General features: G+C 62.6%; 23 protein-coding genes, 3 tRNA genes and 2 pseudogenes. 16 read left to right on the forward strand and 12 right to left on the reverse strand.

Annotation, left to right across the window (positions count from 1 at the left end; translation table 11 throughout):
* Nucleotides 1-87 precede the first annotated feature (87 nt).
* The 3 genes from pgi to MMG94_RS18870 all read left to right on the forward strand — a co-directional run bounded on the left by pgi (nucleotide 88) and on the right by MMG94_RS18870 (nucleotide 3,071).
* On the forward strand, nucleotides 88-1,728 hold the full coding sequence (gene pgi / locus MMG94_RS18860; protein WP_026016255.1) for a glucose-6-phosphate isomerase: 1,641 nt from the start codon (nucleotides 88-90) through the stop codon (nucleotides 1,726-1,728).
* A gap of 315 nt (nucleotides 1,729-2,043) precedes the next feature.
* Nucleotides 2,044-2,337 (forward strand): hypothetical protein, encoded by a 294-nt coding sequence (locus MMG94_RS18865; RefSeq protein WP_157212440.1) that lies wholly within the window; start codon nucleotides 2,044-2,046, stop codon nucleotides 2,335-2,337.
* Between the two features lie 41 nt (nucleotides 2,338-2,378).
* Complete coding sequence (locus tag MMG94_RS18870; protein ID WP_154419607.1) at nucleotides 2,379-3,071, forward strand: hypothetical protein; 693 nt, start codon at nucleotides 2,379-2,381, stop codon at nucleotides 3,069-3,071.
* A gap of 104 nt (nucleotides 3,072-3,175) precedes the next feature.
* Here MMG94_RS18870 and MMG94_RS18875 read toward each other — a convergent pair whose 3' ends face one another.
* On the reverse strand, nucleotides 3,176-4,297 hold the full coding sequence (locus tag MMG94_RS18875; RefSeq protein ID WP_016920015.1) for a methyltransferase: 1,122 nt from the start codon (nucleotides 4,295-4,297) through the stop codon (nucleotides 3,176-3,178).
* Nucleotides 4,298-4,425: 128 nt separating this feature from the next.
* Here MMG94_RS18875 and MMG94_RS18880 point away from each other — a divergent pair.
* From MMG94_RS18880 to MMG94_RS18895, 4 genes and pseudogenes are all read left to right on the forward strand, one after another.
* Nucleotides 4,426-4,502 (forward strand) — tRNA-Arg (locus tag MMG94_RS18880).
* 237 nt (nucleotides 4,503-4,739) lie between these two features.
* Nucleotides 4,740-5,774: a sterol desaturase family protein gene (locus MMG94_RS18885; protein ID WP_016920014.1), complete on the forward strand. Its 1,035-nt coding sequence runs from the start codon at nucleotides 4,740-4,742 to the stop codon at nucleotides 5,772-5,774.
* Between the two features lie 53 nt (nucleotides 5,775-5,827).
* Nucleotides 5,828-6,736: a DMT family transporter gene (locus MMG94_RS18890; RefSeq protein ID WP_040579233.1), complete on the forward strand. Its 909-nt coding sequence runs from the start codon at nucleotides 5,828-5,830 to the stop codon at nucleotides 6,734-6,736.
* A pseudogene (locus MMG94_RS18895) lies at nucleotides 6,735-7,046 on the forward strand (AAA family ATPase); the annotation flags it as partial. The gene MMG94_RS18890 and the pseudogene MMG94_RS18895, both read left to right, overlap by 2 nt.
* 141 nt (nucleotides 7,047-7,187) lie before the next feature.
* Here the strand turns inward: MMG94_RS18895 and MMG94_RS18900 are convergent.
* Nucleotides 7,188-7,841, reverse strand: coding sequence for a hypothetical protein (locus MMG94_RS18900; RefSeq protein WP_154419605.1), 654 nt, complete (start codon nucleotides 7,839-7,841; stop codon nucleotides 7,188-7,190).
* Nucleotides 7,842-8,519: 678 nt separating this feature from the next.
* On the opposite strand from MMG94_RS18900, the gene MMG94_RS18905 reads away from it, so the two are divergent.
* Complete coding sequence (locus MMG94_RS18905; RefSeq protein WP_081495654.1) at nucleotides 8,520-9,548, forward strand: OmpA family protein; 1,029 nt, start codon at nucleotides 8,520-8,522, stop codon at nucleotides 9,546-9,548.
* 82 nt (nucleotides 9,549-9,630) lie between these two features.
* Here MMG94_RS18905 and MMG94_RS22180 read toward each other — a convergent pair.
* From MMG94_RS22180 to MMG94_RS18915, 3 genes and pseudogenes are all read right to left on the reverse strand, one after another.
* Nucleotides 9,631-9,720: pseudogene (locus tag MMG94_RS22180) on the reverse strand (hypothetical protein); the annotation flags it as partial.
* A gap of 42 nt (nucleotides 9,721-9,762) precedes the next feature.
* Entirely contained in the window at nucleotides 9,763-10,686 is a 924-nt protein-coding gene (locus MMG94_RS18910; protein ID WP_016920007.1) for an SRPBCC family protein, read from the reverse strand.
* Complete coding sequence (locus tag MMG94_RS18915; RefSeq protein WP_016920006.1) at nucleotides 10,683-11,024, reverse strand: ArsR/SmtB family transcription factor; 342 nt, start codon at nucleotides 11,022-11,024, stop codon at nucleotides 10,683-10,685. The genes MMG94_RS18910 and MMG94_RS18915 overlap by 4 nt, the downstream gene beginning before the upstream one ends.
* A gap of 591 nt (nucleotides 11,025-11,615) precedes the next feature.
* Between MMG94_RS18915 and MMG94_RS18920 the strand changes: the two genes are divergently transcribed.
* Nucleotides 11,616-12,308 (forward strand): Arm DNA-binding domain-containing protein, encoded by a 693-nt coding sequence (locus MMG94_RS18920; RefSeq protein WP_016920005.1) that lies wholly within the window; start codon nucleotides 11,616-11,618, stop codon nucleotides 12,306-12,308.
* A gap of 397 nt (nucleotides 12,309-12,705) precedes the next feature.
* Here the strand turns inward: MMG94_RS18920 and MMG94_RS18925 are convergent, their stop codons facing one another.
* Genes MMG94_RS18925 through MMG94_RS18935 form a run of 3 tightly spaced genes read right to left on the reverse strand, consistent with a single transcriptional unit; the run spans nucleotide 12,706 to nucleotide 17,333 of the window.
* Entirely contained in the window at nucleotides 12,706-14,433 is a 1,728-nt protein-coding gene (locus tag MMG94_RS18925) for a serine/threonine-protein kinase (protein ID WP_040579231.1), read from the reverse strand.
* Nucleotides 14,430-15,314, reverse strand: coding sequence for a PP2C family protein-serine/threonine phosphatase (locus MMG94_RS18930; RefSeq protein WP_040579230.1), 885 nt, complete (start codon nucleotides 15,312-15,314; stop codon nucleotides 14,430-14,432). The genes MMG94_RS18925 and MMG94_RS18930 overlap by 4 nt, the downstream gene beginning before the upstream one ends.
* A gap of 12 nt (nucleotides 15,315-15,326) precedes the next feature.
* The gene (locus MMG94_RS18935; RefSeq protein ID WP_244415339.1) at nucleotides 15,327-17,333 is read right to left on the reverse strand and encodes a trypsin-like peptidase domain-containing protein; all 2,007 of its coding nucleotides are present in this window, start codon (nucleotides 17,331-17,333) and stop codon (nucleotides 15,327-15,329) included.
* A 1,374-nt stretch (nucleotides 17,334-18,707) separates the two neighbouring features.
* Here MMG94_RS18935 and MMG94_RS18940 point away from each other — a divergent pair.
* Complete coding sequence (locus MMG94_RS18940; protein WP_016919999.1) at nucleotides 18,708-18,908, forward strand: hypothetical protein; 201 nt, start codon at nucleotides 18,708-18,710, stop codon at nucleotides 18,906-18,908.
* Between the two features lie 1,124 nt (nucleotides 18,909-20,032).
* On the opposite strand, the gene MMG94_RS18945 is transcribed toward MMG94_RS18940, so the two are convergent.
* A tRNA-Ser gene (locus MMG94_RS18945) sits at nucleotides 20,033-20,122 on the reverse strand.
* Between the two features lie 80 nt (nucleotides 20,123-20,202).
* On the opposite strand from MMG94_RS18945, the gene MMG94_RS18950 reads away from it, so the two are divergent.
* The 3 genes from MMG94_RS18950 to MMG94_RS18960 are packed head-to-tail and all read left to right on the forward strand — an operon-like array spanning nucleotide 20,203 to nucleotide 21,760.
* The gene (locus MMG94_RS18950) at nucleotides 20,203-20,619 is read left to right on the forward strand and encodes a gamma-glutamylcyclotransferase family protein (RefSeq protein WP_244415337.1); all 417 of its coding nucleotides are present in this window, start codon (nucleotides 20,203-20,205) and stop codon (nucleotides 20,617-20,619) included.
* Nucleotides 20,616-21,473, forward strand: a complete 858-nt coding sequence (panC, locus tag MMG94_RS18955; RefSeq protein ID WP_016919996.1) for a pantoate--beta-alanine ligase — start codon at nucleotides 20,616-20,618, stop codon at nucleotides 21,471-21,473. Before MMG94_RS18950 ends, panC begins: the two co-directional genes overlap by 4 nt.
* Complete coding sequence (locus MMG94_RS18960; RefSeq protein WP_016919995.1) at nucleotides 21,470-21,760, forward strand: acylphosphatase; 291 nt, start codon at nucleotides 21,470-21,472, stop codon at nucleotides 21,758-21,760. Before panC ends, MMG94_RS18960 begins: the two co-directional genes overlap by 4 nt.
* Here the strand turns inward: MMG94_RS18960 and lipB are convergent.
* Nucleotides 21,757-22,491 carry a lipoyl(octanoyl) transferase LipB gene (gene lipB / locus MMG94_RS18965; RefSeq protein WP_016919994.1) on the reverse strand — a complete coding sequence of 245 codons (735 nt, stop codon included), beginning with the start codon at nucleotides 22,489-22,491 and terminating at the stop codon, nucleotides 21,757-21,759. The two genes, MMG94_RS18960 and lipB, sit on opposite strands and share 4 nt — an antisense overlap.
* Complete coding sequence (locus MMG94_RS18970; RefSeq protein ID WP_016919993.1) at nucleotides 22,488-22,835, reverse strand: hypothetical protein; 348 nt, start codon at nucleotides 22,833-22,835, stop codon at nucleotides 22,488-22,490. The genes lipB and MMG94_RS18970 overlap by 4 nt, the downstream gene beginning before the upstream one ends.
* Nucleotides 22,836-22,984: 149 nt before the next feature.
* Here MMG94_RS18970 and MMG94_RS18975 point away from each other — a divergent pair.
* The 3 genes from MMG94_RS18975 (at nucleotide 22,985) to MMG94_RS18985 (ending at nucleotide 24,996) form a co-directional block, all read left to right on the forward strand.
* Nucleotides 22,985-23,069, forward strand: a tRNA-Leu gene (locus MMG94_RS18975).
* A 449-nt stretch (nucleotides 23,070-23,518) separates the two neighbouring features.
* Nucleotides 23,519-23,794 (forward strand): hypothetical protein, encoded by a 276-nt coding sequence (locus MMG94_RS18980; protein WP_154419601.1) that lies wholly within the window; start codon nucleotides 23,519-23,521, stop codon nucleotides 23,792-23,794.
* A gap of 296 nt (nucleotides 23,795-24,090) precedes the next feature.
* Nucleotides 24,091-24,996: a hypothetical protein gene (locus MMG94_RS18985; RefSeq protein WP_051001121.1), complete on the forward strand. Its 906-nt coding sequence runs from the start codon at nucleotides 24,091-24,093 to the stop codon at nucleotides 24,994-24,996.
* Here the strand turns inward: MMG94_RS18985 and MMG94_RS18990 are convergent, their stop codons facing one another.
* Nucleotides 24,997-25,896 carry a polysaccharide deacetylase family protein gene (locus tag MMG94_RS18990; RefSeq protein ID WP_016919991.1) on the reverse strand — a complete coding sequence of 300 codons (900 nt, stop codon included), beginning with the start codon at nucleotides 25,894-25,896 and terminating at the stop codon, nucleotides 24,997-24,999.
* Between the last annotated feature and the right edge of the window lie 52 nt (nucleotides 25,897-25,948).

Here is a 25,948-nt window from a genome sequence, read left to right on the forward strand (position 1 = left end):
TCCGCGCTGCAGCAGAATGCTCATTGGAGTAAATCTTTGGCCTCGCGTTGGCTGATTCGGCCGACCGCAACCTGCCCCGAGACGCAAATGTCGCACGCCGTCGCCGCCGCCTTCCTCGCGCTGGACGCTCACGCGCCCAGCCTCGACGCATTTCGCACGCTCGACCTCTTCGCGGCCGACGCCGCGCGCTTCGCCAATTTCAGCGTCGCTCTCGACGAAAATTTCCTCTTCGACTTCTCCAAGCACAAAGTCACGCGCGAGACGCTCGACCTCCTGCTTGCGCTCGCAAAGGCGCGCAAGCTCGAAGAGTGGCGCGCCGCTTTGTTCGCCGGCGAAGCCGTCAACAACACCGAGAGGCGCGCCGCCATGCATATGGCGCTGCGCGACCTTTCGTCACGGGCTTTGCCAGTCGGCGGCGAGAATATGCGTCCGGCGATCGAGGCTGAACGCGAGAAGGTCTACGCTTTCGCGCGCGCCATCCGCAGCGGCGAGGCGAGAGGCGCGACGGGCCTTCCCTTCACGAATGTCGTGAATATCGGCATTGGCGGGTCCGATCTCGGCCCGGCCATGGCGGCGCGCGCATTGTCGCCCTACGCCGGCGACGGACCGCGCGCGCATTTCGTCTCCAATGTCGACGGCGCCGATCTCGCCGATACGCTTGCGGACCTCGATCTCGCCCGCACGCTGTTCGTCGTGTCGTCCAAGACGTTCACGACGCAGGAGACGATGGCCAATGCGGCCAGCGCCCGCGCGCGTCTCGTGGCGGCGCTCGGGGAAGAAGCTGTGTCCAGGCATTTCGCCGCGGTCTCCACCAGACTCGACAAAGTCGCCGCCTTCGGCATCGATCCTTCCCGCGTCTTCGGCTTCTGGGATTGGGTCGGCGGGCGTTATTCGCTCTGGTCGTCGATCGGCCTTGCGCTCGCCATCGCCATCGGCCCGGAGAATTTCACGCAGTTCCTGCAGGGCGGCTCCGACGTCGACGAACATTTCCAAGCGGCGCCGCTCGACAGGAACATTCCGGTCTTGATGGGAATGCTTGGCGTCTGGCATCGCAATGTGATGAAGCGCGGCGCCCATGCGGTCATTCCCTATGACCAGCGCCTCGCGCGCTTCCCTGCTTATCTGCAGCAGCTCGACATGGAGTCGAACGGAAAATCGGTGACGCGCGAGGGCGGTTTCGACACGCATGCGACCGGGCCGATCGTTTTCGGCGAGCCGGGAACGAACGGACAGCACGCCTTCTTCCAGCTCCTGCATCAGGGCACGGACGTCACGCCGATCGACTTCCTTGTCGCCGCGGAGCCGACCGCCGCCGACACGCATCACCACGCGCTTTTGTTCGCCAACTGCCTCGCGCAGGCCGAGGCGTTCATGCGCGGACGCACGCTCGACGAAGCCAGAGCGCAATTGCGCGCGCAGGGAGCGGACGAAAAAGACGTGGAGCGCCTCGCGCCGCATAAGGTTTTCTCCGGCGACCGTCCCTCGAGCGTCTTCCTTTATCGCCGTCTCGATCCGCGCACGTTCGGGCGCCTCGTGGCGCTCTATGAGCACAAGGTCTTCGTTCAGTCGGTGATCTGGGACATTAATCCATTCGATCAGTGGGGCGTGGAGCTCGGCAAGGAGCTCGCGAACAGACTCGCGCCGATCGTGGAGAACGCTGGCGCGTCGACGGCTGGGCTCGACGGTTCGACGGCGGGACTGATCGGCTGGCGGCGCGCGAAAGCGTGAGGCTGAAATTCTGGCGATCCACAGCCAATGGCGCCGTCTCCGCCCGGCGCGCCGGCGAATAGTCGGCGCGCATCGCGTTTCTCGGGCGGCGCTCGTCCATGCAATCGAGCGCGTCGCCGGCATCGCCTGAAAGCCGGCGGGCGCGCGCTCTCAAATCCAGCTCCACAGCGGTGATCGGCCATCCTTGCCGGTTCGAGGGCCGCTATGTGCGCCGGCGCGCGCTTCGTGCGGCAGCGCACATCGTTTCTTTTCGAATTAGTTAACTTTCTCCTCACCGAAGCAGTTCGCTCCGGTTCGATCAATGAGGAGGGTGTCATGATTACCAAAGGTCTTGCTGTCGCGGTCTCCGCTTTTGTTCTCGGCGCCGCCGCTATCCCCGCCGCTTCGGCTGGAACGGTTTCCGAGCAGCGCGTCACGCGCGTCGACGATTTCGGGAACCGCGTCACGAAAACGCGCATCGTGAAATTCGACGATTTCGGCAACCGCTCCGCGGCCATCCGCATCGTTCGCGCCGATCCGTTCGGCAACAAGATGGTCAAGACCATCCGCACCGACGGCTTCGGCGATCGCATCGTCGACACCCGCTTCGTGTCGCATCGCGATTTTTAACCCGCTCAGCTTCGCGGAAATTTCAACAAGGGATGACGACGATGAACGCTATCAAGAAGATCTCTCTCGCCGCCGCGCTCGCCGGACTGCTCGTGGTTCCGGCTACGACCAGCGCTTTCGCCTGGGGCAGCGGCAATTGGGGCGCGCCGGCCTCCAACGGCAACTCGAACGCCGGCGGCTATGGCGGCGGCAATAGCGGCGGCAAGGGCGGCTGGAACGGCGGCGGGCAGCAGACCGGCGGCTGGAACAACAATACGCCGCGCCCCGACGCGCATGGCGAATGCTGGAAATGCAACACGTCCTCCGGCAATTCCGGCTGGAACGGCAAGCAGGGCGGCAATGGCGGCTTCTTTGGCAATGACACGCCCCGGCGCACCAAGCTTTCCTGCCGCGAAATGCAGGCCATGGGCTACCGGATCGGCTGCAACGGCGGCGACCGCTGGGGAAGCAACAATGGCGGCTATGGCGGCTCCAATGGCGGCTCGTGGGGCGGCGGTCGTCCGGGCGGCTGGAACAGCGGCTCGAACGGCGGATGGGGCGGCAATGGCGGCGGTCATCCGGGCGGCTGGAACGGCGGGTCCAATGGCGGTTCGTGGGGCGGTTACGGCGGCGGCCGTCAGAGCAGCAATCAGACCGGCGGCAACTGGAGCGGCGGTTCGAACAACGGCTCCTGGGGCGGCTATGGCGGCCGTTCGAATGGCGGGACGACCTGGGTTTCCCACAACAACTATTGAGCCATGACCGATAGTGACGGGCGGACTGGCGCAGCTGATGCGCCACTCCGCTCTTTTTTCGTTTCCAGAATTCTCGACGCACTGAAAGCGCCCGCCCGCCCGTCTCACACAGCCTTTGCGGCGAGTATGCTGGTCAGCGTCGGCAAGGCGTTGGGGCGCAGGCTGAATTCGCCAAAGCCGGCTTCCCGCAGCAGCGCTTCGATTTCCCCAACGCGGCGCGGTTCGCCTTTGCCCATGGCGAGCGTGTAGAAGCCGTAATAGGCGTCGAGCGGCTCGGCTCCCTTTACGCCCGACATCGCTTCGACGATCAGCAGCGTCGCGCCTTTCTCGACCGCGCGGCGGATATTGCGCAGGAGTTGAAGCGCCCGTTCGTCGTCCTGATCGTGCACGATGCGGATCAGCGTGACGAGGTCGGCGCCGGCGGGAAGTTCGTCACGCAGGAAATCGCGCCCAAAGACCTCCGCCCGCGCCGTCAGGCCGGCGGCGTCGAAGCGCGCCCGCGCGCGATCGGCGACGGCGGGCAGATCGACGAGCGCAAGCTGCAAATCCGGCGCGCGCGCTGCGGCGGCGCAAAGAAAAACGCCCTCGCCGCCGCCGACATCCATCAGCCGCTTGCGCCGCGAGACGTCATAGGCGTCGAGCGCCTCCTCAGCGACCATCGGCTGCGAGGCGGCCATGAGGGCGCTGTAGGGCGCGACCTGGTCCGCCTGAAGCGCCTTGGGCTGTTCGAGATCGGAATAGGGCCAATAATCGGCGAGCGCCGCCCGTTTCTCTCCCCGCAGCAGGGCGACAGGATCGGCGAGATCGTTATAGAGGATTGGCTGATGCTCGACGAGCGCGAGCGCCGCGCGGTTGCCGAGAAAGGCCGCTCCGATCTGACCGAGCCCGTAACGCCCGCGAGCGCGGCGCTCGGCGAGGTCGAGCGAGGCCGCGGCGTCGAGAAGGCGCCGGGCCGCGTCCTCGGTCAGCGCCAGCCTGTCGGCGATCTCCGCGACGGTCAGCGGACCGTCGCTCAGGGCGTCGAAGAGCTTCAGCCGCGCGCAGGCGAAGAGCGCCTGCGAATAGACGAAGCCGGCCGTGAGATCGAGCGCCGCCCGGGCGCGCCGCCGGGCGATCGGCCGGGTCAGGGGATTGGCGAGGGACCAGCGCTGGAATTTGGGATTGGCGATGAGCCGGTCCCGCCGCGCCCGCAACCGGTCGAGCCAATCCTCCCAAAACCCCGTCATCGCGCCCCCAAGAAGCCGCCGCCTGAAGCCGCGCCCCGATAGCACGGGCCGGCGCCGGCGCGAAAGCGCCCCGGCGTTGCGGGCGGGGCCGGCTTCCTGTAGAAGGAGGAAGCGTTGAATCGCCTCACGCGCCCGTAGCTCAGCTGGATAGAGCGTTGCCCTCCGAAGGCAAAGGCCGCACGTTCGAATCGTGCCGGGCGCGCCAATTTACGATTTCCATGTCGAGCGCCGTTAGGACTCCGCATATCGACGCGTTCGAAATATCGTCGATATGCGCGATTTCGCCCTTATCGGACGCATGTCCGTCCCGTTCCGGCTTCCGTTCGTCTCTTGGCAAGGACACGTCGAGGGAATACGCTTTGACCTCAAACAGTTCGAGGCGCCTGCGCATCGTTGGCGTCGCTGAGAGAGCCTCAGAAACGCCGGATCAGTAGCCCGAAAGATGGACCTCAGCAGCGCAATCCGCCTTTCCGCGAGCAGGATCTGGTACGAGCTCTTTCTGCCGGGCTCGATCTTCTCGGTCTATTCGCTGACGACCTCTCTTTCCCTGGGCCTTTTCGCGCTGGCCTATCGCCAAAAGAAACGAAGGGGCCGCGTCGGTTTGCGCGCGCTGCTGCGCGCGGTCGCGCCAGGCAGATTTTTCATGCGCGAATCCTTCCATGCGGATGTAAAGCTGCTCGCGCTCAGCGTCGTCCTCATGCCGTCTGTCGTCGGTGCGCTCGTTATCTCGTCGCAAACGATCGCCAAAGGCGTTCACGCTTTGCTGACGGGCGCGTTCGGGACGATCGCGCCTTGCGATTGCGATGCGCTCTTCACGAAAATCGTCGCCACGATCGTTCTCTTTCTCGCTTATGAGATCGGCTATTGGATCGATCATTATCTCAAACATCGCGTCCCGTTCTTGTGGGAGCTGCACAAGCTGCATCATACGGCGGACGTTCTGACGCCCGTGACGAATTTCAGAAATCATCCGATCGACAACATCGTCTTCGGATGGATGCTCGCTCTCTTTATCGGTTCGGCGGCGGGCGCATTGGAATGGGCCTTCGGCCAGCATGCCGACATATTCGCCGTCAACGGAAAAAATATCCTCTTTCTCGCCTTCCTTTGGACGATCGGCCATCTCCAGCATTCGCAGTTCTGGATCCCCTTCAGAGGCATATGGGGCCGCCTCATCCTCAGTCCGGCGCATCACCAGATTCATCACTCGAACGATCCGAAACATTTCAACCGCAATTTCGGCAGCGTGCTCGCCGTGTGGGACTGGATGTTCGGGACGCTCGAAGTTCCGACCGAGAAGAACCCGCGCATCGCCTTCGGCGTCGAGGAGGAAGGCGTCAACCCGCATTCGACCGCGGCCATGCTGGCGACGCCTGTCATCAAATCGGCGGCGGCGCTTTGGCGCGCGCTTATCTGCGTCTTTTTCGGCGCCCGGCGATTGCCGGCCGAGGGCGCGCAGCATCAGCGTCAAGGTTGATCGTGAACGTAAGACCGCGAATTTCGGCGGCGCTCTGAAAGAAATCCATTTCGATGACAAGGATGCGCGCCGACCTGCTGCTTCTGCTCGCCGCTTTTATCTGGGGAACCGCCTTCATCGCTCAAAAGTACGCCAATGACAGCATGGGGCCGCTGAGCTTCGTCGGCGCGCGTTTTCTTCTGTCGTGGATCGCGCTCGCGCCGCTGGCGCTCTACGAGCGCGGAAAGGCCGGCTGCGCCTCGTTGGGGAAAAGCGATCTTGGCCTCGCCGCGCTGATCGGCTTCTGCCTCTTCGCCGGCGCCGGCCTCCAGCAGATCGGCCTTGTAACGACGACGGCGACGAATGGCGGGTTTTTGACCGCGCTTTACGTCATCCTCGTGCCGCTCATCGTCTGGGCGATCACCGGCGCGAGGCCGAGGCGGATCGTTCTGCTTGCCGGCGTGGTTTCGATCTTCGGCGCCTGGCTCCTCGCCGAGAACGGACATTTGCAGAAATGGACGTCTGGCGACGCGCTCATATTGATCGCGGATATCGCCTGGGCGGCGGCGATCAGTCTCGTGCCGATCTTTCTTGCCCGCTGCGATCGCCCGTATTTTCTCGCTTTCGCGCAATATGGCGTCGTCGCGTTTTTAGGCCTTGTCGGCGGGCTTGGCCTCGAGTCTTTCTCCGGCGAAGGACTGGCGGCCGCATTGCCCGCTATCCTTTATGCGGGCCTGTTTTCCGGAGGGATCGCCTATACCCTCCAGATTGTCGCGCAGAAATACACGCCGGCGGCGGAGGCCGCGCTGATCATGTCGCTGGAAAGCGTCTTCGCGGCGCTGTCGGGCGCGCTGCTCCTCTCCGAGCGGCTGACGCCCCTTGCGCTGCTGGGCTGCGGGCTCATCCTCGCAGGCGCGATCCTTGTCGAGGCCGAACCGGCTTTGCGCAGCGCGAGGATGGTCGTGCGGCGGCGTCGGCGGTGAGGCGCGTCGTCCGATAAACGAGGCCGTTCGCCCAACTTATTTCACGGGTGTGTCCCTGGTCCCGGGGAATCTCGAACTTATGGAGTTCGAACATCAAACGCCGCGTGCAATGGCGGAGCGCAGCCTTCGTGGACGGCGACATATTTTTCCGGCGCGTCGGCGCCGCCATCGCAGAGGTTGCGAACAATTTCGGCATCGTCGTGATCAATGCCCTACGCAGCGCGGCTATCTCACGATGGATGCGTTCCATGCCGCGATTGCGATGCTCGTGACGATTCATCCGCAAATGGTGGACGTCGCCTCATCATCAATCGGCCCGGTAAGGCGCCGACGGGCACAAGAGAGGAAGATGCATTTGCAGGAAAACAAGCGCTTCCCGCTGAAAATCCGAAATTGAATTCGCGCTATACATCGCCGCGACAGCTGTGCTGTTTTGCATCAGCCGATCGCGTCACTTTTCCAGCACGCATTGCGCAGGCAAAGGCTCGACGACCATCGTTCCATCAGGGGCCCGGCTTGCCGCTTCGTACCTAAATCTCAGATCCACGAAGGCATCCTGATCTTTCAAAAAACCGATCCTCAGTCCTGTTATCGCGTCAATGCCCTCGGGCGGCGGCTCAAGCTTCTTCAGGCAAGCATCGCGAGCGTTGAGAAAAGCATCCCTATCGTCCGGCTTTGACGCCGGGTCGCGAGCCTTTTCTATGCATGTTTCAAGATCGGCGAGAGGCGGCAGCTTGACGTGAGCCTTGGCGGCGCCTTCCAAAGCCTCGCCCGTCGTCTGGATTCCGGCTGGTCTCGACGTGTGTTTGACGTTGATCGAAAAATCGCCGAAGGGGCCGCTGACGTTTATCGGGCCACTGTCGCCGCCGGCGTAGACAAATGTCAGCGGAACCTTCCATTTCGGGTTCATGACGTCCGCGTGTCCACATTTGAGCGTCAGACCGGCCGCGAGCGGCGCGCTAGCGCCAATAAACAAAAACGCCGTCGCGACCGCGATCGCGACTTGTGGCGCTACCGCGCCCATTGCGTCTGTAAGAGAACGCCGGCGAAGCGCCGCATAAACGGCATGGTCATCCCGAAGTTGAGCTCCCTCATTCTCGCTCATCTGACGGCATCCGCACAGCTGTTACCTCTTTAAATTCGCTAAATCACTCTAGTTTGGGTGAGTTTGATGAATGATCAGCTCATTGTCAATCGTGTGTGGATGCTCGTCGAATGCAAGGATTTTCTTTAGGCAAGAGCATGTGGTCAGGCGCTTTCGTGTGTCCGGCCTCATAATGCGTATGGGAATTACGCAGATCGGATCCAAATCGGCGTGGCGCGCTCATGGCGCTCTGGTTTTACGCTGCCCCAATGGCCGAAAATTGCTCCGTCGTTGACATAGGACGTTGATTCAGCTCCAATGCATGCTGATCCGTGGTGGCCGTGAGTTGCGAACGCAAAGGATCGGAGCTGTCGGCAGGTCCAATCATAGCGGCTTCGATTGTGGGGACGATGAACCCGTCACCTGGTCCCGGGCCAAAGCTGGATGCGGTCCTCAATTAAAGAGCAGCCAACGCATCAACTCAGGTCGAAACGAGTATCAATCGACCGGGCCACAATTACAAGAACTTCGATTTGGTGGCCACGATCGCAGGCTTCGAACACCGCAAGTCGCCTTGCGGAGTCCGACGCGAACTGCAAGACTTGAACTATCAAGGCGTGCGTTCAGCCTCAGAGCAAGATGCGCCTCGTGTGTGAAAGCGCGGAACCGATCATGCAACATGTGGACGGAGCGATTTGGATGTCACGCCTGCTTCCTGCCCGTCACGTGCAGTTTCAATTTTCTCACGCTCGAACTCTTTGGTTGGCCTCATGTGTTCTTGCGGCGTCGCTTGCCGTGAGTTCAGCTCGGGCCGAGGACGAGCCCGGCACAAAGGATGGTCCCATCGTCGGCCGCTACGCCGGCTCTCGCATCGCCTATCAAAAGAATGGCGAGTTTGACGAAGTTGCGCTTCTCAAGGCGCCGCATGATTACGGCGCGCTTCTTGAAAAGAACACGCTCAAGGATCGCTCGGGCTCGGAATGGCTTCAGCTCGAGGGACGGGTATCGCGGACGCGTTATGAAATTCCGGCTGGCCGATCCGCGCTTGAAGTTCTGCGGAATTATCAGAATGCTCTCAAGAGCGGCGGCTTCCAACTCGTCTTCGAGTGCAGCGACAAGAATTGTCTGACAGGCAAGTTGCAAGATTCATATTTGCTTGGCGAACAGCTCGATCCGGAAAACAACGTTTCAACCAGTTACTCTGATCACGCCCGCTACGCGTTGCTAAGGAGGAGCGCAAACGGAGCAGACGTCTACGCGGCAATCCTCGTGGGTGAAGACAAGGAACGCACCACGGCCTTTGTCGAGACCGTGGAAGTGAAAGAGATGGAGAGCGACAAGGTCCAGGTCATGAGTTCAAGCGAGCTTGGCCAGGCCATTGCCACGACGGGCAAGGTTGCCGTCTATGGACTTCTCTTCGACTACGACAAGGCCGTCTTGAAGCCCGAGTCGAAACCGACCCTCGATGAAATCGCCAAGTTGCTGACTGAAAAACCCAAATTGCGCCTGGACATCGTCGGGCACACCGATAATCGCGGCGCCCCGGAATACAATTTGGATCTCTCGTCGAGACGCGCGCAAAGCGTGGCGGCGGCGCTGACGCACGACTACGCGATCGCGGCTGACCGCCTGAGGGCGTCAGGCGCCGGGCTGACGAGGCCCGTCGCCCCCAACGATACCGAAGAGGGACGCGCCAAAAATCGCCGCGTCGAGCTGGTCGCCCAATAATCGATGTGGAGCGATCTCTCCTGCGCTGGAATGCTGTCGGGCAATTTTCTTCCGGAACAGGAGATGCTTTGTGAGCCTGGCGACGCCAAGTGAACAATTGCCGGGGCGTCGGGCCATGTCGTCCAGCCGCCTCGCAAACGCCGGCGCCTTCGACCTCGCTCTCCGTGACAATAGCCGCCTTCTGACCCGCGCTCGGTTGCCAAGCCGCAGCCTCCTATCGAGCTTTGATGAAGCGTTCCAGTTTGCCCAGCGTTTGCAAGCCCAGTTCGACTGCGCCGAATCTTTTCGCCTCCTGGAACTCGGCCGCCGTGCTCAACACCATGCCCAGCGTCACCTTCGTCGCCCCGTCCTGATCCTCGAACGAGACCCAGGCATCGGCATGTTTCGGCCCGTTCTCGCCCCATAGCAGCGTATAGCCGATCCTCTCCTCGGGCCGGACCTCGATATAGAGATGGTGGTTCGGGAAGACCGTGCCGTCAGGCGCGATCATGTCGAACACCCATTCGCCACCCGTTCGCAGGTCGATCTTCTTCGTGCGACAGGAGAACCCGTCGGGGCCCCACCATTGCGGCAGCGTCTCGGGGTTCATCCAAGTGTCCCAGACGATGGTTCGCGGCGCCTGTATAACGCGCTGGAGCACCATGGTCCGCTCGGCGACTCCGGCGAGATTGCCCAGCCCCGCGTCGAAGCCCTGTCGATAGCCTGCCTCCATGTTCTCGGCCAGCGCGGAAAGCTGCACCGTCACGACCAGCCGGCTGCGCTCGTCCGCGCCGGAGAAATCGGCCGTCACCAGCGCCGCCGATTGCGTCACGCCCCTGGACGAGACCACTTCGTAGTTCACGCTGCGCACTGCCGGCTGTAATTCCAGCCAGCCACACTCACAGCGGATGTCAGGCTGGCCCTCGACCTTGCAGAGCGAGACTTCGCGTCCGCCCACCCCGGTATCGGCCTCCAGAAATTCCACAATGACCGAGGGCGTGGGAGCAGACCAGACCGCACGCGCGGCCGGAGTTGTCCAAGCCTGCCACAGTACCGATAAAGGAGCAGCCACGTCCCGCTCGAAGGTCAGCGTCGCAAAGCGGCCCTGCGCATGATCGCGCGCTGCACGCGCGCCATTCGGATTCAGCTTCGGCATCATTCCCTGCGTTCCTTCATCGCCTTCATCGCAAACGCCTCCAACCGGTCGAGCCGGGCCTCCCAGATGGCCCGCTGCTCATCGAGCCATGTCCGCGCCGGTTCCAGCGCCTCGGGCACGATGGCGCAGGTGCGTACCCGCCCGTCCTTGGACGTGGCGATCAGCCCTGCCTCCTCCAGCACCGAAAGATGCCGCATCACCGTGGGCAGGCGCAGGCGCGTGGGACCAGCCAAGTCCGTCACCCGCGCAGGCCTTTCAGCGAGCCGTGTCAGGATCCGCCGACGGGTCGGATCGGCCAGGGCATGGAAGAGCTGCGAGAGTTCAGGATCATGCTTAGTCATACGACTAACTATCATCCGATGCGCCGACGGCGCAAGGGAAACTTCGTCGAGTTGCTAAGTTTTACGCATCAGCGTCCGTATCGTGAGTCGAACTCTGCGCGATAGACAGGCTCGACGGCGTTCGACATCTTTCATCCAGAAGGATGGATGAACGCTGGGCCGAATGGGTGAAGCAGACCAAAAACAGGCTGGGCCTTCATGCTGCGCCAGATCGGCTTCGATTTCGCGGCGAAGGCAAATGGCGGGCAGAGCGGCGTCCGGCGCGCGGGAGCGGGTCGGATCGCAGCCTTGCCCTATCCAAAACCAAACTCTGGAACGAAGCCGCGTCCACTCACGTCAAGCTTGCAGAAAACTCGTGGGGCTATTGGCGGTGATTGAGCCGCTATTTCACAAAATATCGCGCCATCGGCGGCAAATGGCGGAAGAGGTGTCAGCCCAGCTAGGGTCCAGCTGGACCCAGCCTAGTGTGATAATGCGCTGATTTGCAAAAACTTTCAATGAGCCTGTCGTCCAGCCCAATCCATTGCCATCCCCCTACAGCCGAAATAATATGTGGGTAAGAATGTGGGGTGGTTGAGTTAGGCGGAACGTATGGCGAAGGAAGGTAAGCACCCGGAAAAGGCGCTGACCGCCATCAAGATTCGTAACCTAAGCAAAGCCGGGCGATACGCCGACGGGAACGGTCTTTACCTCGTAGTCGATCCGTCGGGCGCGAAGCGTTGGTTGCTCAGAACGGTGGTGCAGGGTCGCCGACGCGATATCGGGCTCGGCGGGCTTTCTTTGGTTTCGCTCGCAGAGGCGCGTGAGAAAGCACTCAGCTACCGAAAGCTGGCGCGAGAAGGCGGCAATCCCCTCGCTGAGAAGCGGCGCGACGCCGTCGTAATCCCTACCTTTGCCGAAGCTGCCCAACATGTTTTTGACGAGCATCAACCCAGTTGGAAGAACGGGAAGCACGCAGCCCAATGGATGAACACGCTGCGCCAGTATGCGGCAAAGCGGGAGCTCCCGCGCATTATCGGAGCGACGAGAGCGAGCCATCCAATCGCCTTGCCCCAGCCTGCCGAGGACAGGTTTATGTTCGCGACGGGCGTTGAGTGCAGTTATCCGACTCTCGAAGGCGGGCGTTGGCGCGCCCTTCAGAGCCTTCGGCCTGTCTTGCGCCTCAGTCCTCGCCGCCTCGCGCCGGTTACTACTATTTCAAATTCGATGGACACCATGTTGACAGACTGGAGCCACACCACAATAGTGGCAAGGGGTTGCTGGTATAGAGGGGGGCGTCGATGAGTAAGGTTGATCCGACTGCTTCTGGCGTGGAAATGAAGTGCGCAGATCGGAGAACTTCTTTCTTACGAAGGGCGCTTGTGCTGACTTTGATCGCCGCGCCAACCGCTCTGTTTGAACCACAACCCGCTGCGGCCCAATTCGGTGGCATTCTCGGGCTCGTCCTTAGTAGCATGGCGCGGGGCCACCGTTACCATTCCTATTCCTACAGGCATGCGAGCCATGGTGGCGGCCATCGTCATCACATCTCCCACGGGCGCACGCGCGTCGCGCATCATCACGGACATGGCGGCGGTCATCATGCGGAAAGGGGAGGCCGTGTCGCCCGCGGCGGCGGGGGTGGCGGCGGCGGGGGTGGCGGCGGTATGGGCAGCGGAGGTTACTGATTAGAGGCGCGGGCCTATCTTTTCCCACGCTTCTGTTTCATCGCCTCGAGCGCCGAGGATGCTTCAGGCAATTCCTGCAGCGCAGCCTTGGTGTAAAGCTCCTCCGCCTTAGCGGTGTCGCGCGGCAAGGATCCGACGCCGTTCTCGTAGGCACGTCCCAGCCAATAGTTCGCCCGCTTATTGTTTTGCCCCGCGGCCTTCTGCAGCCACCGCACCATTTCTGCGTAGTCTTTCTTCCGCTCCGGCGTGATGCCGTCGCGATACATTAGGCCAAGAGAAACCTGGGCATCTGCGTAATTTCCCTTATCCGCTGCCCGTTTCAGCCAGGAGTATGCGGCATCGAAATCCTGATGCGACCCTGACTTCAAATATAACGTGCCAAGATAAAACTGAGCCTCACGATCGCCTTCCTCGGCAAGCTTTTGCGACAACGCGAACGCGTTGTCCCATCGGTCGCGATCTTTCATCGCAAGCCGTAATTCGTCAATTTTACCGGAGGGAGGCGCAGCTATCTCGCTCGGTTTGACACGGCGCCCATTGCAGCCGGGATCGTTGGGGGACGGGAACAACGAACTCGAGCAGTCTCGATGCGCTGGGGTCGCTTCCTGGATATTGGCTACAACCTGCTTTTCCCAGGAAACCACGTGTAAATCTTGTTGCTGCTTCTCGCTTACGGTCGTCTGCCTCGCTGGGGAGTTGATCGCCAGATAAGCGGTGGCGGCGAACGCCGCGGCAGCCACGCCGTATGTCGCGCCCTGCGTGATGGGATGTGCGTTGCGGAATCGGCGAGAAAGCGTCGCCGCCCGGCTCTTCGCCAACGCCAAAGCTTTGGTGGGGAAGTCTGGTTCCTTTTTCAAATCCCTTTCAGAGGTGGCGTCCTGCAGGAGATGCGCCGCGCTCTTGACGATGTTGGAGGCGTCGAGCCGCAGCGCCGTCGCCCCCAGCGCATCGCTGAAGGCTCGCATATTTTGAAATCGTTGTTCCGGACGCTTGGAGAGCGCCATCATGATCGCCGCTTCCGCCTCCGGCGTGACTCCGGCAATGCGCGGAACGAGCGCGGGGGCCTCTTTATTGATTTGCGCTTGCGTGACGTCATACTCGGTCGTCCCGGCGAAAGGGGGCGAGCCGGCGAGCATTTCGTAAAGAACGATTGCGAGGGAATATTGATCGGTTCGTTCGTCTCCTTCGCCGCCCCGGCACTGCTCCGGAGACATGTAAAGCGGCGTTCCGACAGCGGTTCCGGCCCGCGTCATTCTCACGCTGCCGCGCACCCGCGCGATGCCGAAATCCATGATCTTCACGCGTCCGTCGTCCCCGATCATCAGGTTGGACGGCTTTATGTCGCGATGGATGACGCCCATTTGATGCGCGTAGGCCAATCCATCGGCGGCCTGCGTGACTATCGCCAGACTTTCTTTCACGGGGAGTGGCCTGCCGCGCTCGCGCAAGACGTCATCTAGCGGTCGGCCATGCACCAGCTCCATCACGATGAAGAGATTCGAGCCGTCGAGCACGGGCGCGTAGAGCGTGGTGATATTTGGATGGTTGAGTCGCGCGAGGCTCGTCGCCTCCGCCTTGAAACGCGCGACGAAGTCGGGCTCCTGTGTGAGCTCGGCGCGCAACGACTTAATCGCCACTTCACGCTCAAGAAAAGTGTCGACAGCGCGGTGGACCTTGCCCATCGCGCCCGCGCCAACAAGGCCGATAACCTTGTAATGTCCAATCATTTGAGGGTCGCTCATGACTTGCCCCCGGCTCCAATGACGATCGTTGCGGTCGGCGGCGGCTCTGCAAGACCGGCGACGCTGATGCGCCTCGTGGCGGCCTGCGCCTGGGGCGCGGCGGCGTCATTCTCGATGACAAAGACACCCACCGAAATATTGTCGTAGCCGCCGCCGGCGCGCGCGGCGTCAACCAAACGCTGGCAGGCCTCCGCTGGAGCAAATTTGGCGACAATCGAGGTGATTTTCTCGTCTGCGACCAAACCATGCAAGCCGTCTGAACAGAGCACGACAACGTCGCCGACACGCAGCGGCAAACCTTCTTCCCAGACAGTCGGCTCGATTTCATCGCGCGTGCCCAGCGCCTGCAAAATGACGTTGCTTCCGGGACCCGTTCCGGCTTCCCCCGCCTCCATGAGCCCGTCACGCACCATTTGGGCGTGCAGCGTCTGGTCGTCGGAAAGCTGCGTGAGATGGTTGTCCCGCAAGATATAGGCTCGGGTGTCCCCGACATGCCCGAGCCACAAGCTCCCGTCTCGTACGCCGAGGACGGTGCATGTCGTCCCCATACCGGCGCACTCGGGATGAGCCGCGGCATGCTCCAGGATCGCCCGGTTGGCGGCCTCCAGCGCGGCGCTCAACACTTGCGGGGGCGGCGCGTCCATCGAATAGAAGACCCGCCAGATCACCTCCACCGCCAGAGCGCTAGCGATTTCTCCGGCGGCATGACCGCCCATGCCGTCGGCGACGAGGGCCAACGCACCAAATTTCGCGTCTGGCGCGGCCGGGGGCGGCATGACGAATACGACGGAGTCTTCGTTCAAGCAGCGCACGCAGCCGACATCGGTTTTCATCGCGCCGGCGACGCGCAACGACGACTTGAAGGTCTCCACTCCCCCCATTGTCTGCTCTGACTATTGCTTCTGTGCTTGCAGCAATTCCAGACCATATTTGATCGGCACGGCCATGGACACCGCCGCGCCGCCGCTCTGCCGCCCGTAAGTGAAGAGGCCAATGACCTTGCCGGCGGAGTTGAAGACAGGGCCGCCGCTGTTGCCGGCGCCAGTTGTATTGATGCCAAGCTGGATGGCGTCGCCAATGTCGCTGGCGAATGTGCCGCCCTCTGTTTCTCTGACGCCTGTCGCCAGCTTGGAAACGATGCCTTCCGTAACAGTCGCCTCCGTTAAGACGTCCGTGACCGTGCGGATGCGGCCGGCCTCTTCCGTGTTGCGGATGATCTTGTTTTCGACGGAGATGGCGGGGTAGCCAAGAACCACCACGCTTTCCCCGATCGACACCGCGCCGTCCGTCGCAAGATCCGTCTTGGTCAATGTTTGCGGCGAGTTAATCTTGATTAGGGCCGCGTCGGAATCGGGCGAGGAACGCACGAGTTCGCCATTAAGCGCCAGACGGCTGCCATGGAACTGGACTTCAAGAACATCGTCGCGGCCGACAAAATACCCCTTATTATTTGTCGTCAGGTCCGGCGCATTGCCAGCGATCTCCGTCGGAATATCCGAACGAAAAATATAGCCGCCCGATTCCGGAACCCAGTCATAGACCTTTGAATATTCTGAACTGGTAACATTGAAGACACGCTCCGCTTTCAGCGCTATCTTCCTGTTCTTTTTCGGCGGCGGAACATAGTCGTACAACACGCCGACATCGTCGCCATGCGAACCGTAGCGAACGAGCCACGGCGCAGCGACATGCTTGTTTGTGAGGATGTAGCCCTGCTCGCTGACGACGAAACCGCTGCCACTTCCTTCGCCCCCTACCTTGAAATTCGTCACGCCCTCGTCTTCGAGCGTCAACCAGCGCACAATGCCGAGATTACCCGGCAACCGAACATAAGCGGGCAAAAGCTTGCCGTCGACGAGCACAGTCTTGTGCTGCAACGGCTTCCCGGTTTGCTTGTCGTAGAGACGCCAGAGCCTTCTGATCTCTACGGTTGCGTTGGCGTATTTATTGTAGATGTCTATCGGCCGCATGCCGATCTTGCGATTGACGTCTTCTGGGATCTGCGACAGCCGCTCGTCCGTTTCGCGCTGCGCGACGCGGGTCTCTTCAGCCTTCTCCTGAATATCGTAACGCTGCTTCCAGAACAGGGCGGCTCCTCCAATAAGGAAAAATGCGACGACCGCCGCGATTACGCCCGTCAACGTGCGATTGGCCTTGCCTCGCTCCTCGCCGATTAGCCTCTGCACGGTCTCCTGTCCGACGCCGAGCTTTTGCGGGCCGGACGAGCCGCCGGTCGCGGCCGTCTCGGCGTTAGTTGCCGCTGCGTTGAGGGCGGTTGAAGCGGCGTTCTCAGCGGCTTCGATCACCCGCGTAGCGGCGGCGTCGACGGTGCCGATGACTTTCGTGCGCGCCGCGAAATTGACTGGACGCGGTTGAATGTCGAAGGCGAAAGCAGGGCCTTTCTGACCGAGTTCAATTTTATCTTCCGGGAGGATCTCAACTTCCGCGGAGAGGCGCTCGCCATTGAGGAACGTGCCGTTGCTGCTACCTGCGTCTGAAAGCTTGAACTTCAGATCGTCGCCCTCGCCTTGGATTCGGATGACGGCGTGCTTTCGAGAGACGACGCTATCACCACCGGGATCGAAGGCGATTTCGGAGGCCGGATCTCGGCCGATCGTAAATTCGCGGCGGTCTCCTACCGACAACTGTTCTATCTGATTGGCCTTCGTGCCGGACAAATGTCGAATGATAATACGTTCGATCGCCATACCCCTGCCCCCGCAAACGCGACTACTGGACCCCACATAAACGCATTTGCAATGATGTGGCTCCGCCTCTGCCGCAGAATAGACGCTTTTTCGCCACATTGACAACAGCGTTTTTCTGTGAAGTCCTTCGCTGGCGCTTTGGCATGGTAAAAGTTGCGCAGCGGCCGGGGAGCACGCCACTTGCGTCGTCACTTTGTATGCTCTCAGTACAGCGTTACAGGAGCTTGGACGGCGCTCCTGCCTCGTGGCGGCGCTGCGACGTGGGATGAGGACATGAGCCGAAAAAGATCACGCTGATTAGTGACGCAAAAAGTGGCGGCAGGCCGTAGGGCAAGAGGCATCGGCCTCCCATCGCGTTGGGGCCAATTTTGCGGCGCCTTGGGTTGCTTGGTTCCAAGGCGTGTCGTCTCGTCGATTTCACCGACCGCGTTGTCCAAGGTCAGAGCCAGCGTAGCTTCGTCGCGCCCCACTCAGATCGCGCTCGGTCGTCGCCATCCTCTGACACGGGGGATCTCCGCTCAACGACTTGAGCCGCGCTCCGGGGTCGCGTGTGGACTTGGCGCCTCGCCTCGATTCTCACTTTGGGGGCGCCGGCGCTGGCCTTCGCCGAGGAGCTTAGGAGAATGGACAGAAGGAGAGCTCCCGGCAGGAGCGACACGCTCGCCATATCGAAGAACGCAAAAGGCAGAGGTGCCAGTCCGATCGAACGGGCCGCCGCCGCGCCACGGCCGACCCGGCGAGAGCCGCTGTCCGATGCCCGCCAGGCGCCGCGAGCGCAGATGCTCGGGCGCGTGCCCGCCGCCAATACCGGTTATTCGCCGGGCTTTGTCATGCGTGAATTTCCCTCGGGCGTTGCGCTTTTCTAAGGACGCCGGCCATGGCTTCACGGCGCCCGACGTCGCCCTCCGACAGTCGATCACGTTGAGTTCTATAAAGGCCCCTCCGCCATGCTGTTCGGCAAAGCGCTCGCGGCTACGGCGTTGTGGCGAACTACATCCGCAAGGTGCCGACGCAGGAGACCTTCGGCCATATAGGCGTGACCTCCGGCTCCTTTGAGCCTTAACCGCGTCACGCTCTCAATGCACCCCTAAACCACGACAACAATCTATTCTTTCGAATGACAGGGGCCGCGCAGACGACCGGCAGCTTCGTGAATTTCGTGCGTTCGCAGAGCTTTGATATCGCGCCGATGGTAAGCTATACGGCGGACAATGGCGACCGCATCGATTTGCGCGCCAAACACAATGGCCGCGAGAGGCAATACGAAGTTTGTCCGCATCCTCATCGGCGGCCGCTACGACGTGCCGGCGCAGCGCGAGCGCGTCTTCGATCCCTTCGGCTCCCTCGCGGGGGAACCGACGGCCAGCCTGAGCAAGGGGACGCAGGGCTATTTCAATCCGCGCGGGAATCCTCTTCCGGCACGACGACCTCCATGAGCTTTTTTTCGCTTACGGCCAGTCGCTCATCCCCAATACCGGCGTGCGGCTGTAAGATGGTGAGGCGCCGCCGGCGCAGCAGAACACGCAATATGAAGTCGGGGCCAGGCGGCGCTTTCTCGATAACAAGATGACCTTCGAGCTCGGGCTCTTCGACATCACCCGCGTCATCGAGGTCAATCTCTCCGACGAGCCGCTGCCCAATCTCAAGGTGAACACGACGGCGACCTTTCTTCACGCCGTCGTCTCGAAGGACAACAACATTCCCTCGCAGGCCGGCAGCGACCTCCTCGGCGCGCTGCGCCGCGTCGTCAATTTATTGCAGTTTTGACAGCTATGATCTGAAAGGGCTGGAATTGGGCGTAAGCTATTATTACGCCAGCAACGCCGAGGCGACGTTACCTAACACGCCGGGCTTCACCCTCGGGTTTCTTCAGGAACCGGCGTAACAACCGCGCAGCCGATCACGCCGCTCCGCGGGAGCAAGGCAAAAGCGGGGTGATGTGCAGACAGTTAAGGCGCACCCTTGCGCTTCTGCGGATGCGGAAGGTGGTGGAAACTCCCGCCCATTGGCTAAGCTTATAGGTGCGCGGATGTTTCAGAAAAACCTTCCATTGAAGCCTGAGGAAGGGGGCGGCCGAACGGCACGCCCTCCACAATCGACACAAGCTCCGCACCCGCGCCGGTAATCGGATCGGACCTGCGCCAGCCCCTCCGACGAAGGCCCCGCAAGCAAATCCCAGCGCGCGAGAGCGGATTCATCCCGCCCGCGCCATTCTCTTAGGGGAAGAAGGACGGCGCGAAAAATTTTGCACTGTCACTATGGAAACGAAAGCGGCGCTCTTTGTCGAAGCCAGCCAGCCGTGCGGTAGGGTCTACCGTATCGGCGTCGGGTGCGAATTGCCCCCTGCGCTGGTATCGACCCTAATCCTCGTGATTGCGCGGCTGTTCTGATGGAAAGGCGCTACGTTACCGGAGTGCCTTTTCTTTTTCACCACATACAAGACGCGCTGGCTTCGCTTCCTCTCAAAAAGAGGCTGCTTTTTGCGCCTGTCGCGCGTTGCGAAAATCTTGCCTTGAGTCATCCGGACCGGTGTGCTCACGCCTGCGAAATCTACGTTCAAACGCATCGGAATGGCTGCCTTGCGCGCCGTCCGCGGTGTCGCGCCTGCTACCTTTTTGCTGCTTCACATCGCGTGGCAGCCCCTGTCTATTTGTATAACATATTGATTTTAATGGTGCGGTTGAGGGATTCGAACCCCCGACCTACTGATTACAAATCAAGGCGGCGAACTTTATCCTCCACAGAAAGACAAGCGTGGCCCATAAGGCGTTTTGTCCAACCCGAACCAATCACGGTCGTTGTAGTCCGCTGACGAATGTGGGGCGAAACGGTAGGTGGAGCGTTGCGCTCATCAGAAGACATTTCGTTTTTCAATAATTTGCGCAGTTTTCTGGCGGAAGAGGTGGGATTCGAACCCACGGTGGAGTTGCCCCCACGGCGGTTTTCAAGACCGCTGCCTTAAACCACTCGGCCACCCTTCCCCGGGGCGTGATATAGCACGGTCGCGCCGTTGCGCGAGAGGGTTCCGATTGTGCCGCTTAACTTCGCTTATGGCTCCAATATGGACGCTGCCGCCATGGCGCGGCGCTGTCCGCGTTCGCGGCTCGTTGGGCGCGCGCGGCTGGCGCGCTGGCGATTCGTCGTCATGCCCTCGGGCTTCGCCAGCGTCGTTCCGGACCCGCGCGCCAATGTCTACGGGGCCTTGTGGGAGGTTCCGGTCTCGGACGTCGCGGCGCTCGACCGATATGAACAGGTCGGGCAGGGGCTCTACGCCAAGCGGATGATCCCCGTTCTCAAGGAGCCTTTCGGCGCTTCGCCGGCGCTCGTCTATGTCGGCGTCAATCCGCATCAGGGCGCGGCGTGGCCGGGCTATCTCGCCGATATTCTTTCGGCGGCGGAAAAGCTCGACCTGCCCAAGGCCTATCTTGGCTATCTCTCCTATCTCCTTGCCGAACGGAAGAAAGGCGCGCGCGGATGAGTTTCGACATCCCGGTTGTTCACAATGTTGCTGAGATGCGCGCCTTTGTGCGCGCGCGACGCGCGGCCGGCGAGCGCATCGGCCTCGTGCCGACGATGGGCGCGCTGCATGCCGGCCATCTCTCGCTTGTCGAAGAGGCGCGCCGCCACGCCGAGCGGGTGATCGCGACGGTCTTCGTCAATCCGACGCAATTCGCCCCGGGCGAGGATTTCTCGCGCTATCCGCGTACGCTCGCCGCCGATTGCGAGAAGCTTGCGAGCGTCGCGGCCGATCTCGTCTTCGCGCCGGCGGTCGAGGAGATGTATCCGCCGGGCTTTTGCACCACGGTCGCGCTTGAGGGCCCGGCAAAGGCGGATCTCGAAGATCGTTTTCGGCCCACGCATTTTCTCGGCGTCGCGACGGTGGTGGCGAAACTCCTCAATCAGGCGCAGGCCGACGTCGCCGTCTTCGGCGAGAAGGATTATCAGCAGCTCCTCGTCATCGAGACCATGGCGCGCGATCTCGATATTCCGACGCAGATCCTCGCGGGGCCGACATTGCGCGATCCGGACGGCTTGGCCATGTCCTCGCGCAACGTCTATCTCTCGGCGGAAGAGCGCGCCCGCGCGCCGGCGCTGAACCGGGCGATCGTCACCGCCGCCCGGCGGATCGCGGAGGGCGAGGTCATCGGCCATGTCATGGGGGAGGCGCGCGAGGAAATCGTCGGCGCGGGCTTCGAGATCCACTATGTCGAGGCGCGCCACGCCGGGACCCTCGCCCGTATCGCGCGGCGTCACGAAGGGCCCATCCGCATCCTCGCGGCGGCGCGACTCGGCGCGACGCGGCTCCTCGATAATGTCGCGGTTCCCGCATGAGCCGCCGCATCCTTCGTTTCTTCGTCACGGGACGCGTGCAGGGCGTGGGCTTTCGCGCCTTTCTCATCTGCGAGGCCAATGCGCTGGGCCTCGACGGCTGGGCGCGCAATCGGGCGGACGGATCCGTCGAGGCGCTCGCCGCCGGGCCGGAGACGGCGCTGACGTCCTTCATCGAGGCTGCGCGGCGCGGGCCGCCAGCATCGCGGGTGACGGAATTGCGTGAGGCGCCGGCGGATGAGAGCGAGATCGCCGGCGTCGAAGGATTCGGGATGGCTGCGACGGCTTAAGCGGTCTGCGCGGACCCGAAAATTTGCGCGAAGTTTCGCAGCAAAGCCGCGTCGACTTCCGCCATCCCCGCATCGACCCCCAGGTCTGCAAGGCTCGTCACGCCGAGATGCGCGTCGCGCACGCCGCAGGGCGCGATGCCGGAAAAATGCGACAGGTCCGGCGCGACATTCAGCGCGATCCCGTGAAAGCTCACCCATTGCCGCAGCCGCACGCCGATGGCGGCGATCTTGTCTTCCGCGATTTCGCCCGCGAGACCGCGCGGTTTGTCGGGCCGCTTCACCCAGACGCCGACGCGCGCCTCGCGCCTTTCGCCCGCGACGCCGAAATCGGCGAGCGTCGAGATGAGCCATGATTCGAGACCGCAGACGAAAGCGCGCGCATCGCGCCGCCGTCGAGTGAGATCGAGCATGACATAGGCCACGCGCTGGCCGGGACCGTGATAGGTGAATTGACCGCCGCGCCCGGTCCGAAACACCGGGAAGCGCGGATCGAGCAGGTCCGACTCCTTCGCTGAGGTTCCCGCCGTATAAATCGGCGGATGCTCCAGGAGCCAGACGCATTCGGGCGCTTCGCCCGCCGCGATCCGCGCGACCCGAGCCTCCATGAAGGCGACGGCCGCCTCATAATCCACGAGGCCGCCGCTCGCGCGCCATTCGACGGGCGGCGCGCCGGGCGCGGCGGCGAGCGCGGGATCGAGCGAGTCGCGGGGGAGCGGGCAAGGCGCGTTCATGCCGTCGATTCGTCCCTGAGCGTCGCGCGGCCGGCGCCGCGCTTGATGTCGTCGATCTCGTCGAGCATGGCGTGGAGCGCGCGGATCGCCTTCTTCTCCTCGCGGGAGAGAGGCTTTTTCGGGTCGAAATGCTCGATGAGGACGCGCAGCGCGTCTCCCATCCGGCCAAGCTGCTTGCCATAGCTGCCGACGTCTTCCAGCACTTGTCGCTCGACCTCCGGCGCGCTCGAATGGCCCACATCGACATTTAGGAAGGAAAAGCGGTTTCCGACAGCGCCAAAATTCGTCCAGGGGGCGACGCTGAAAGGCACGTCGCCGGAAAGGGGGAGCTTGAAAATCGCCAAGAGAACCTCCGTTTTTCAGAGTAACGGCCATTCTCTCTACAGCATATTTCGCGCCGCGCCCGGCTTTCTGCGCCGCGCCCTTGTCATCCCCCGGTCAATTTGTTAGAGGCTGCGCGCCGGCGCTTCACAGCTTGCTGAAAGCGCCCCTTGCGGTCGTGGCGGAGTTGGTAGACGCGCTAGCTTGAGGTGCTAGTTGGGCAACCAGTGGAGGTTCGAGTCCTCTCGACCGCACCAAGCCTGATGGCTTGAAGCGCCTATCTAGCTGGTTGCATTGCGGGCGCCCGCAGCGTGTCGCCGCACAAGGCTGCGGCGCATTTTCCATTGCCTGCGCCAGGTCGAGAAGCCGAAAACAGCCCCATTGCCGCGCTGACCGACGCCCAATCAGGCGCACGAAGAGCATGCGGGTCCGCTTCTGGCCGATTCTGGCGCGCGCATCGCCTTGATTGCCGACCTCAAGAAAGAGGATATTTGCGGAGGCGTCAGGCGCCCGGAGGTCTCGCCTAACCAGGATGGCGACATACTTTCAAGACACGGGCGCGGGGAGCAGGGGAGGCGTTAGCGACGCTGTAACCGGCCGCTCCCAAGTGGCGCAGTCTGTATACGTACACAGTTCGCTCGAGATCCTTGCCGAAGCGCTGACACGATTCCCGAGGCGTCTGACCTAAGCGTATGGAGAGGAAGCCGTGGGCGAGAAAACGTCTATTCGCCAACGCGTGGAAGCGATCAAAGGCGTGACGCGCACATGGTTCGAATGGACGAGCGCCGAGCAGACCGAGTCGAAACTGTTGGTGGTTGAAGTCGATTTTGACACGGACCCCAATGCGCCAGACTATCGCGGAAAAACTGTCTCGGCGATCGGCGAGACATTCGACGAGGTCTTAGCGGAAGGTCTCCATCCTGAAGATGACCACCCCGTCCTGGTGTCGGGGCTTCGGATCGTTCCATCCCGGAGAGGCTAGAAAGCTTGCTTGGAGACGTGCGCACAGCGCGGGTTCGCTCGCGCCTCCGGCGGTGTTAGCCTGACAAGCTCCCGCTCGGGCAAAGTAAGGCCACATTTACCATTCCAAATCGCGTGTCGGACAGGCGCGCAGACAGGGCCCCGAGCGGCTCCCGCGCCCGTTGCGCTGGGGGAAGTCGCCGGAGAGCGTATCCCGGCAGGAAGCGGAATTTGCGGCGAGGCGGCGCGACGGCGCGCGTCAGAGGAGTCGCCCAACCGCGTCCATGTCGCCGCCAACCCATGCCCGGAGTGAAGAGTATGAGCGTATTTTTCGATCACCGCCGTCGCCATGGCGACGAAGAGCAGGGCGAGCTTGGGAGTCAGCAGGCCAATTCCGCGCTGTGGGGCGTCGCCTATGACAAGGTCGAGGGCGTCGTCCATCTGACCCTGGCCTTCACCATTGTCGGCGGCCTCGCCGTCATTCTGAGCTCCGCGCTGTTCAGTCCGGGAGCGCCGCTCGGCGGGGCGATCGAAAAGCCCGTTGACGTTGCGCAGCAATCGAGCGTCGCCCCCGGAGCGGGCGCCGTTGTGACAGAGCCGATCCAGGCTGTGGCGATCGCGCCGGCGGCGCCCGTCCCTGCGTCCAAGCTCGCCGAAGAAGCCGCACCGGCGGATCAAGCCGCGGCGCGGGCGGCCACGGCCGCTCCCGCCTCGAATTCTTTTTTGAGCGTGCGTCCGATCGCGGCGCAGCCGGCCGCGGCGCCGGCGACCGCGGCGCGCGCGCTCGAGCCTCTAGCGCCGCCTTCGGCGGACATGCGTGAAAAGCTCGTCGCCAGAGAAGACAGCGCGCCGCCGTCGGAGGCGGCGGCCCGCCAGGCGCTGGCCGTTCCTGCCGCCGAGCCGGTCGCGAAAGCGCAGACTGCGCCGGTGGAAGAGGCGGCCGACTCCGAGAAGGTTCCGGCGGCCCATGCGAGCGAAGGCGGCCATATGGCCAAATGCTTCCTCAAACTATCGGGCCGCGTGCAGAATAGCGGCGCCTGCCGCGTCGATCACGACGGATCCAGCGTTGTCTTCCATCTCCCCGGCAAACCGCTGGAAATCGTTCAGCAGAACGGACGCGTCTGGACCGCGACGCTCGGCGGACGCAGCCTCGGCAAGGTCTACCGCAACAAATCCGCCCCCTGCTGGGGCGCCAAAGGCTTTTACGCCTGCGAGAACGGCTGATTACTGATTGGCCGGGGGAGGGGATTTGTCCTCGTCCCCGGCGTCGCCCGCATGGGAATGGCCGGGCGCGGCCCGCTTGCCGGCGAGAGTCTTGGCGATGATCGGCTCGGTCGTGGAGGTCCAGCCGGGACCGGCCGCGACGACCGGCGTCTCCCCGTCGCCCGGGACAATATGGACGAGCTTGTAGCCGCGCGTTTTCAGTTCACGCAGAAAGTCGGGGACCATCGCGGCGGTCTGCGCCTTGGAATCGTGAAAGAGAACGATTCCTTTCCCCTCCTTCTCCAGCCGCTTCATCACGAGATCCAGCTCGCCCTTCGGCGACATTGGCGACCAGTCCGAGGCCCAGAGGTCGGAGCCGAAAATTGTGTAGCCTTTCCCTTCCAGATAGGCGACGAGCGACGGCGTGTCGGCGAAGCCGGGGAAGCGGAAAAAGGGCGCGGCCTTGCCGCCTGACGCCTTTTCGACGGCTTTGATCCCCTTTTCGATATCCTCCCTGGCGGCCGCGTCGTCCATCAGCCGGAGCGTATTGCCCGGATGGCTGTAGGAGTGATGGCCGATGCTGTGGCCCTCGTCAGCCGTGCGCCTGACAAGCGCCGGCGCGCTTTCGGCGTTGCGCCCGATGACGAAGAAGGTCGCGCGCGCGCATTCTGCCGCAAGCGCGTCCAGCACTTTCGCGGTCGGGCCCGCGGGGCCGTCGTCGAAGGTGAGCACGACCTCGTGGTCCTGCAGGTCGAGCGTGCGCGGATAGCTCTGCAGCCCGACCGCGGTTCCTTTGGGTCCGATCGTCAACGTCCGCGACACGCCGGGCGCATCGGGTCCGCAGTCGCGCGCCTGTCCAGGCGCGGCCGCGCAGACGAGGGAAAGAAGGGCGTAGAGCGGGACGCGGGAAAAATCGATCATCTCTGTTTTGCCGGTTTGCTTCCGCGCGCGCGCGGGTTAAGAGCCACAGGAG

This window comes from Methylocystis parvus OBBP, assembly GCF_027571405.1.
Classification (GTDB): Bacteria; Pseudomonadota; Alphaproteobacteria; order Rhizobiales; family Beijerinckiaceae; genus Methylocystis; species Methylocystis parva.

Coding starts and splice junctions, on each gene's coding strand:
- MMG94_RS18865 (WP_157212440.1), top strand. CDS start 2,044: ATGATTACCAAAGGTCTTGCTGTCGCGGTCTCCGCTTTTGTTCTCGGC.
- MMG94_RS18990 (WP_016919991.1), bottom strand. CDS start 25,896: ATGATCGATTTTTCCCGCGTCCCGCTCTACGCCCTTCTTTCCCTCGTC.
- pgi (WP_026016255.1), top strand. CDS start 88: ATGTCGCACGCCGTCGCCGCCGCCTTCCTCGCGCTGGACGCTCACGCG.
- MMG94_RS18930 (WP_040579230.1), bottom strand. CDS start 15,314: ATGGGGGGAGTGGAGACCTTCAAGTCGTCGTTGCGCGTCGCCGGCGCG.
- MMG94_RS18870 (WP_154419607.1), top strand. CDS start 2,379: ATGAACGCTATCAAGAAGATCTCTCTCGCCGCCGCGCTCGCCGGACTG.
- MMG94_RS18900 (WP_154419605.1), bottom strand. CDS start 7,841: ATGAGCGAGAATGAGGGAGCTCAACTTCGGGATGACCATGCCGTTTAT.
- lipB (WP_016919994.1), bottom strand. CDS start 22,491: ATGAACGCGCCTTGCCCGCTCCCCCGCGACTCGCTCGATCCCGCGCTC.
- MMG94_RS18985 (WP_051001121.1), top strand. CDS start 24,091: ATGAGCGTATTTTTCGATCACCGCCGTCGCCATGGCGACGAAGAGCAG.
- MMG94_RS18885 (WP_016920014.1), top strand. CDS start 4,740: ATGGACCTCAGCAGCGCAATCCGCCTTTCCGCGAGCAGGATCTGGTAC.
- MMG94_RS18875 (WP_016920015.1), bottom strand. CDS start 4,297: ATGACGGGGTTTTGGGAGGATTGGCTCGACCGGTTGCGGGCGCGGCGG.
- panC (WP_016919996.1), top strand. CDS start 20,616: ATGAGTTTCGACATCCCGGTTGTTCACAATGTTGCTGAGATGCGCGCC.
- MMG94_RS18940 (WP_016919999.1), top strand. CDS start 18,708: ATGACCTTCGAGCTCGGGCTCTTCGACATCACCCGCGTCATCGAGGTC.
- MMG94_RS18960 (WP_016919995.1), top strand. CDS start 21,470: ATGAGCCGCCGCATCCTTCGTTTCTTCGTCACGGGACGCGTGCAGGGC.
- MMG94_RS18905 (WP_081495654.1), top strand. CDS start 8,520: ATGTCACGCCTGCTTCCTGCCCGTCACGTGCAGTTTCAATTTTCTCAC.
- MMG94_RS18910 (WP_016920007.1), bottom strand. CDS start 10,686: ATGATGCCGAAGCTGAATCCGAATGGCGCGCGTGCAGCGCGCGATCAT.
- MMG94_RS18920 (WP_016920005.1), top strand. CDS start 11,616: ATGGCGAAGGAAGGTAAGCACCCGGAAAAGGCGCTGACCGCCATCAAG.
- MMG94_RS18915 (WP_016920006.1), bottom strand. CDS start 11,024: ATGACTAAGCATGATCCTGAACTCTCGCAGCTCTTCCATGCCCTGGCC.
- MMG94_RS18925 (WP_040579231.1), bottom strand. CDS start 14,433: ATGAGCGACCCTCAAATGATTGGACATTACAAGGTTATCGGCCTTGTT.
- MMG94_RS18890 (WP_040579233.1), top strand. CDS start 5,828: ATGACAAGGATGCGCGCCGACCTGCTGCTTCTGCTCGCCGCTTTTATC.
- MMG94_RS18950 (WP_244415337.1), top strand. CDS start 20,203: ATGGACGCTGCCGCCATGGCGCGGCGCTGTCCGCGTTCGCGGCTCGTT.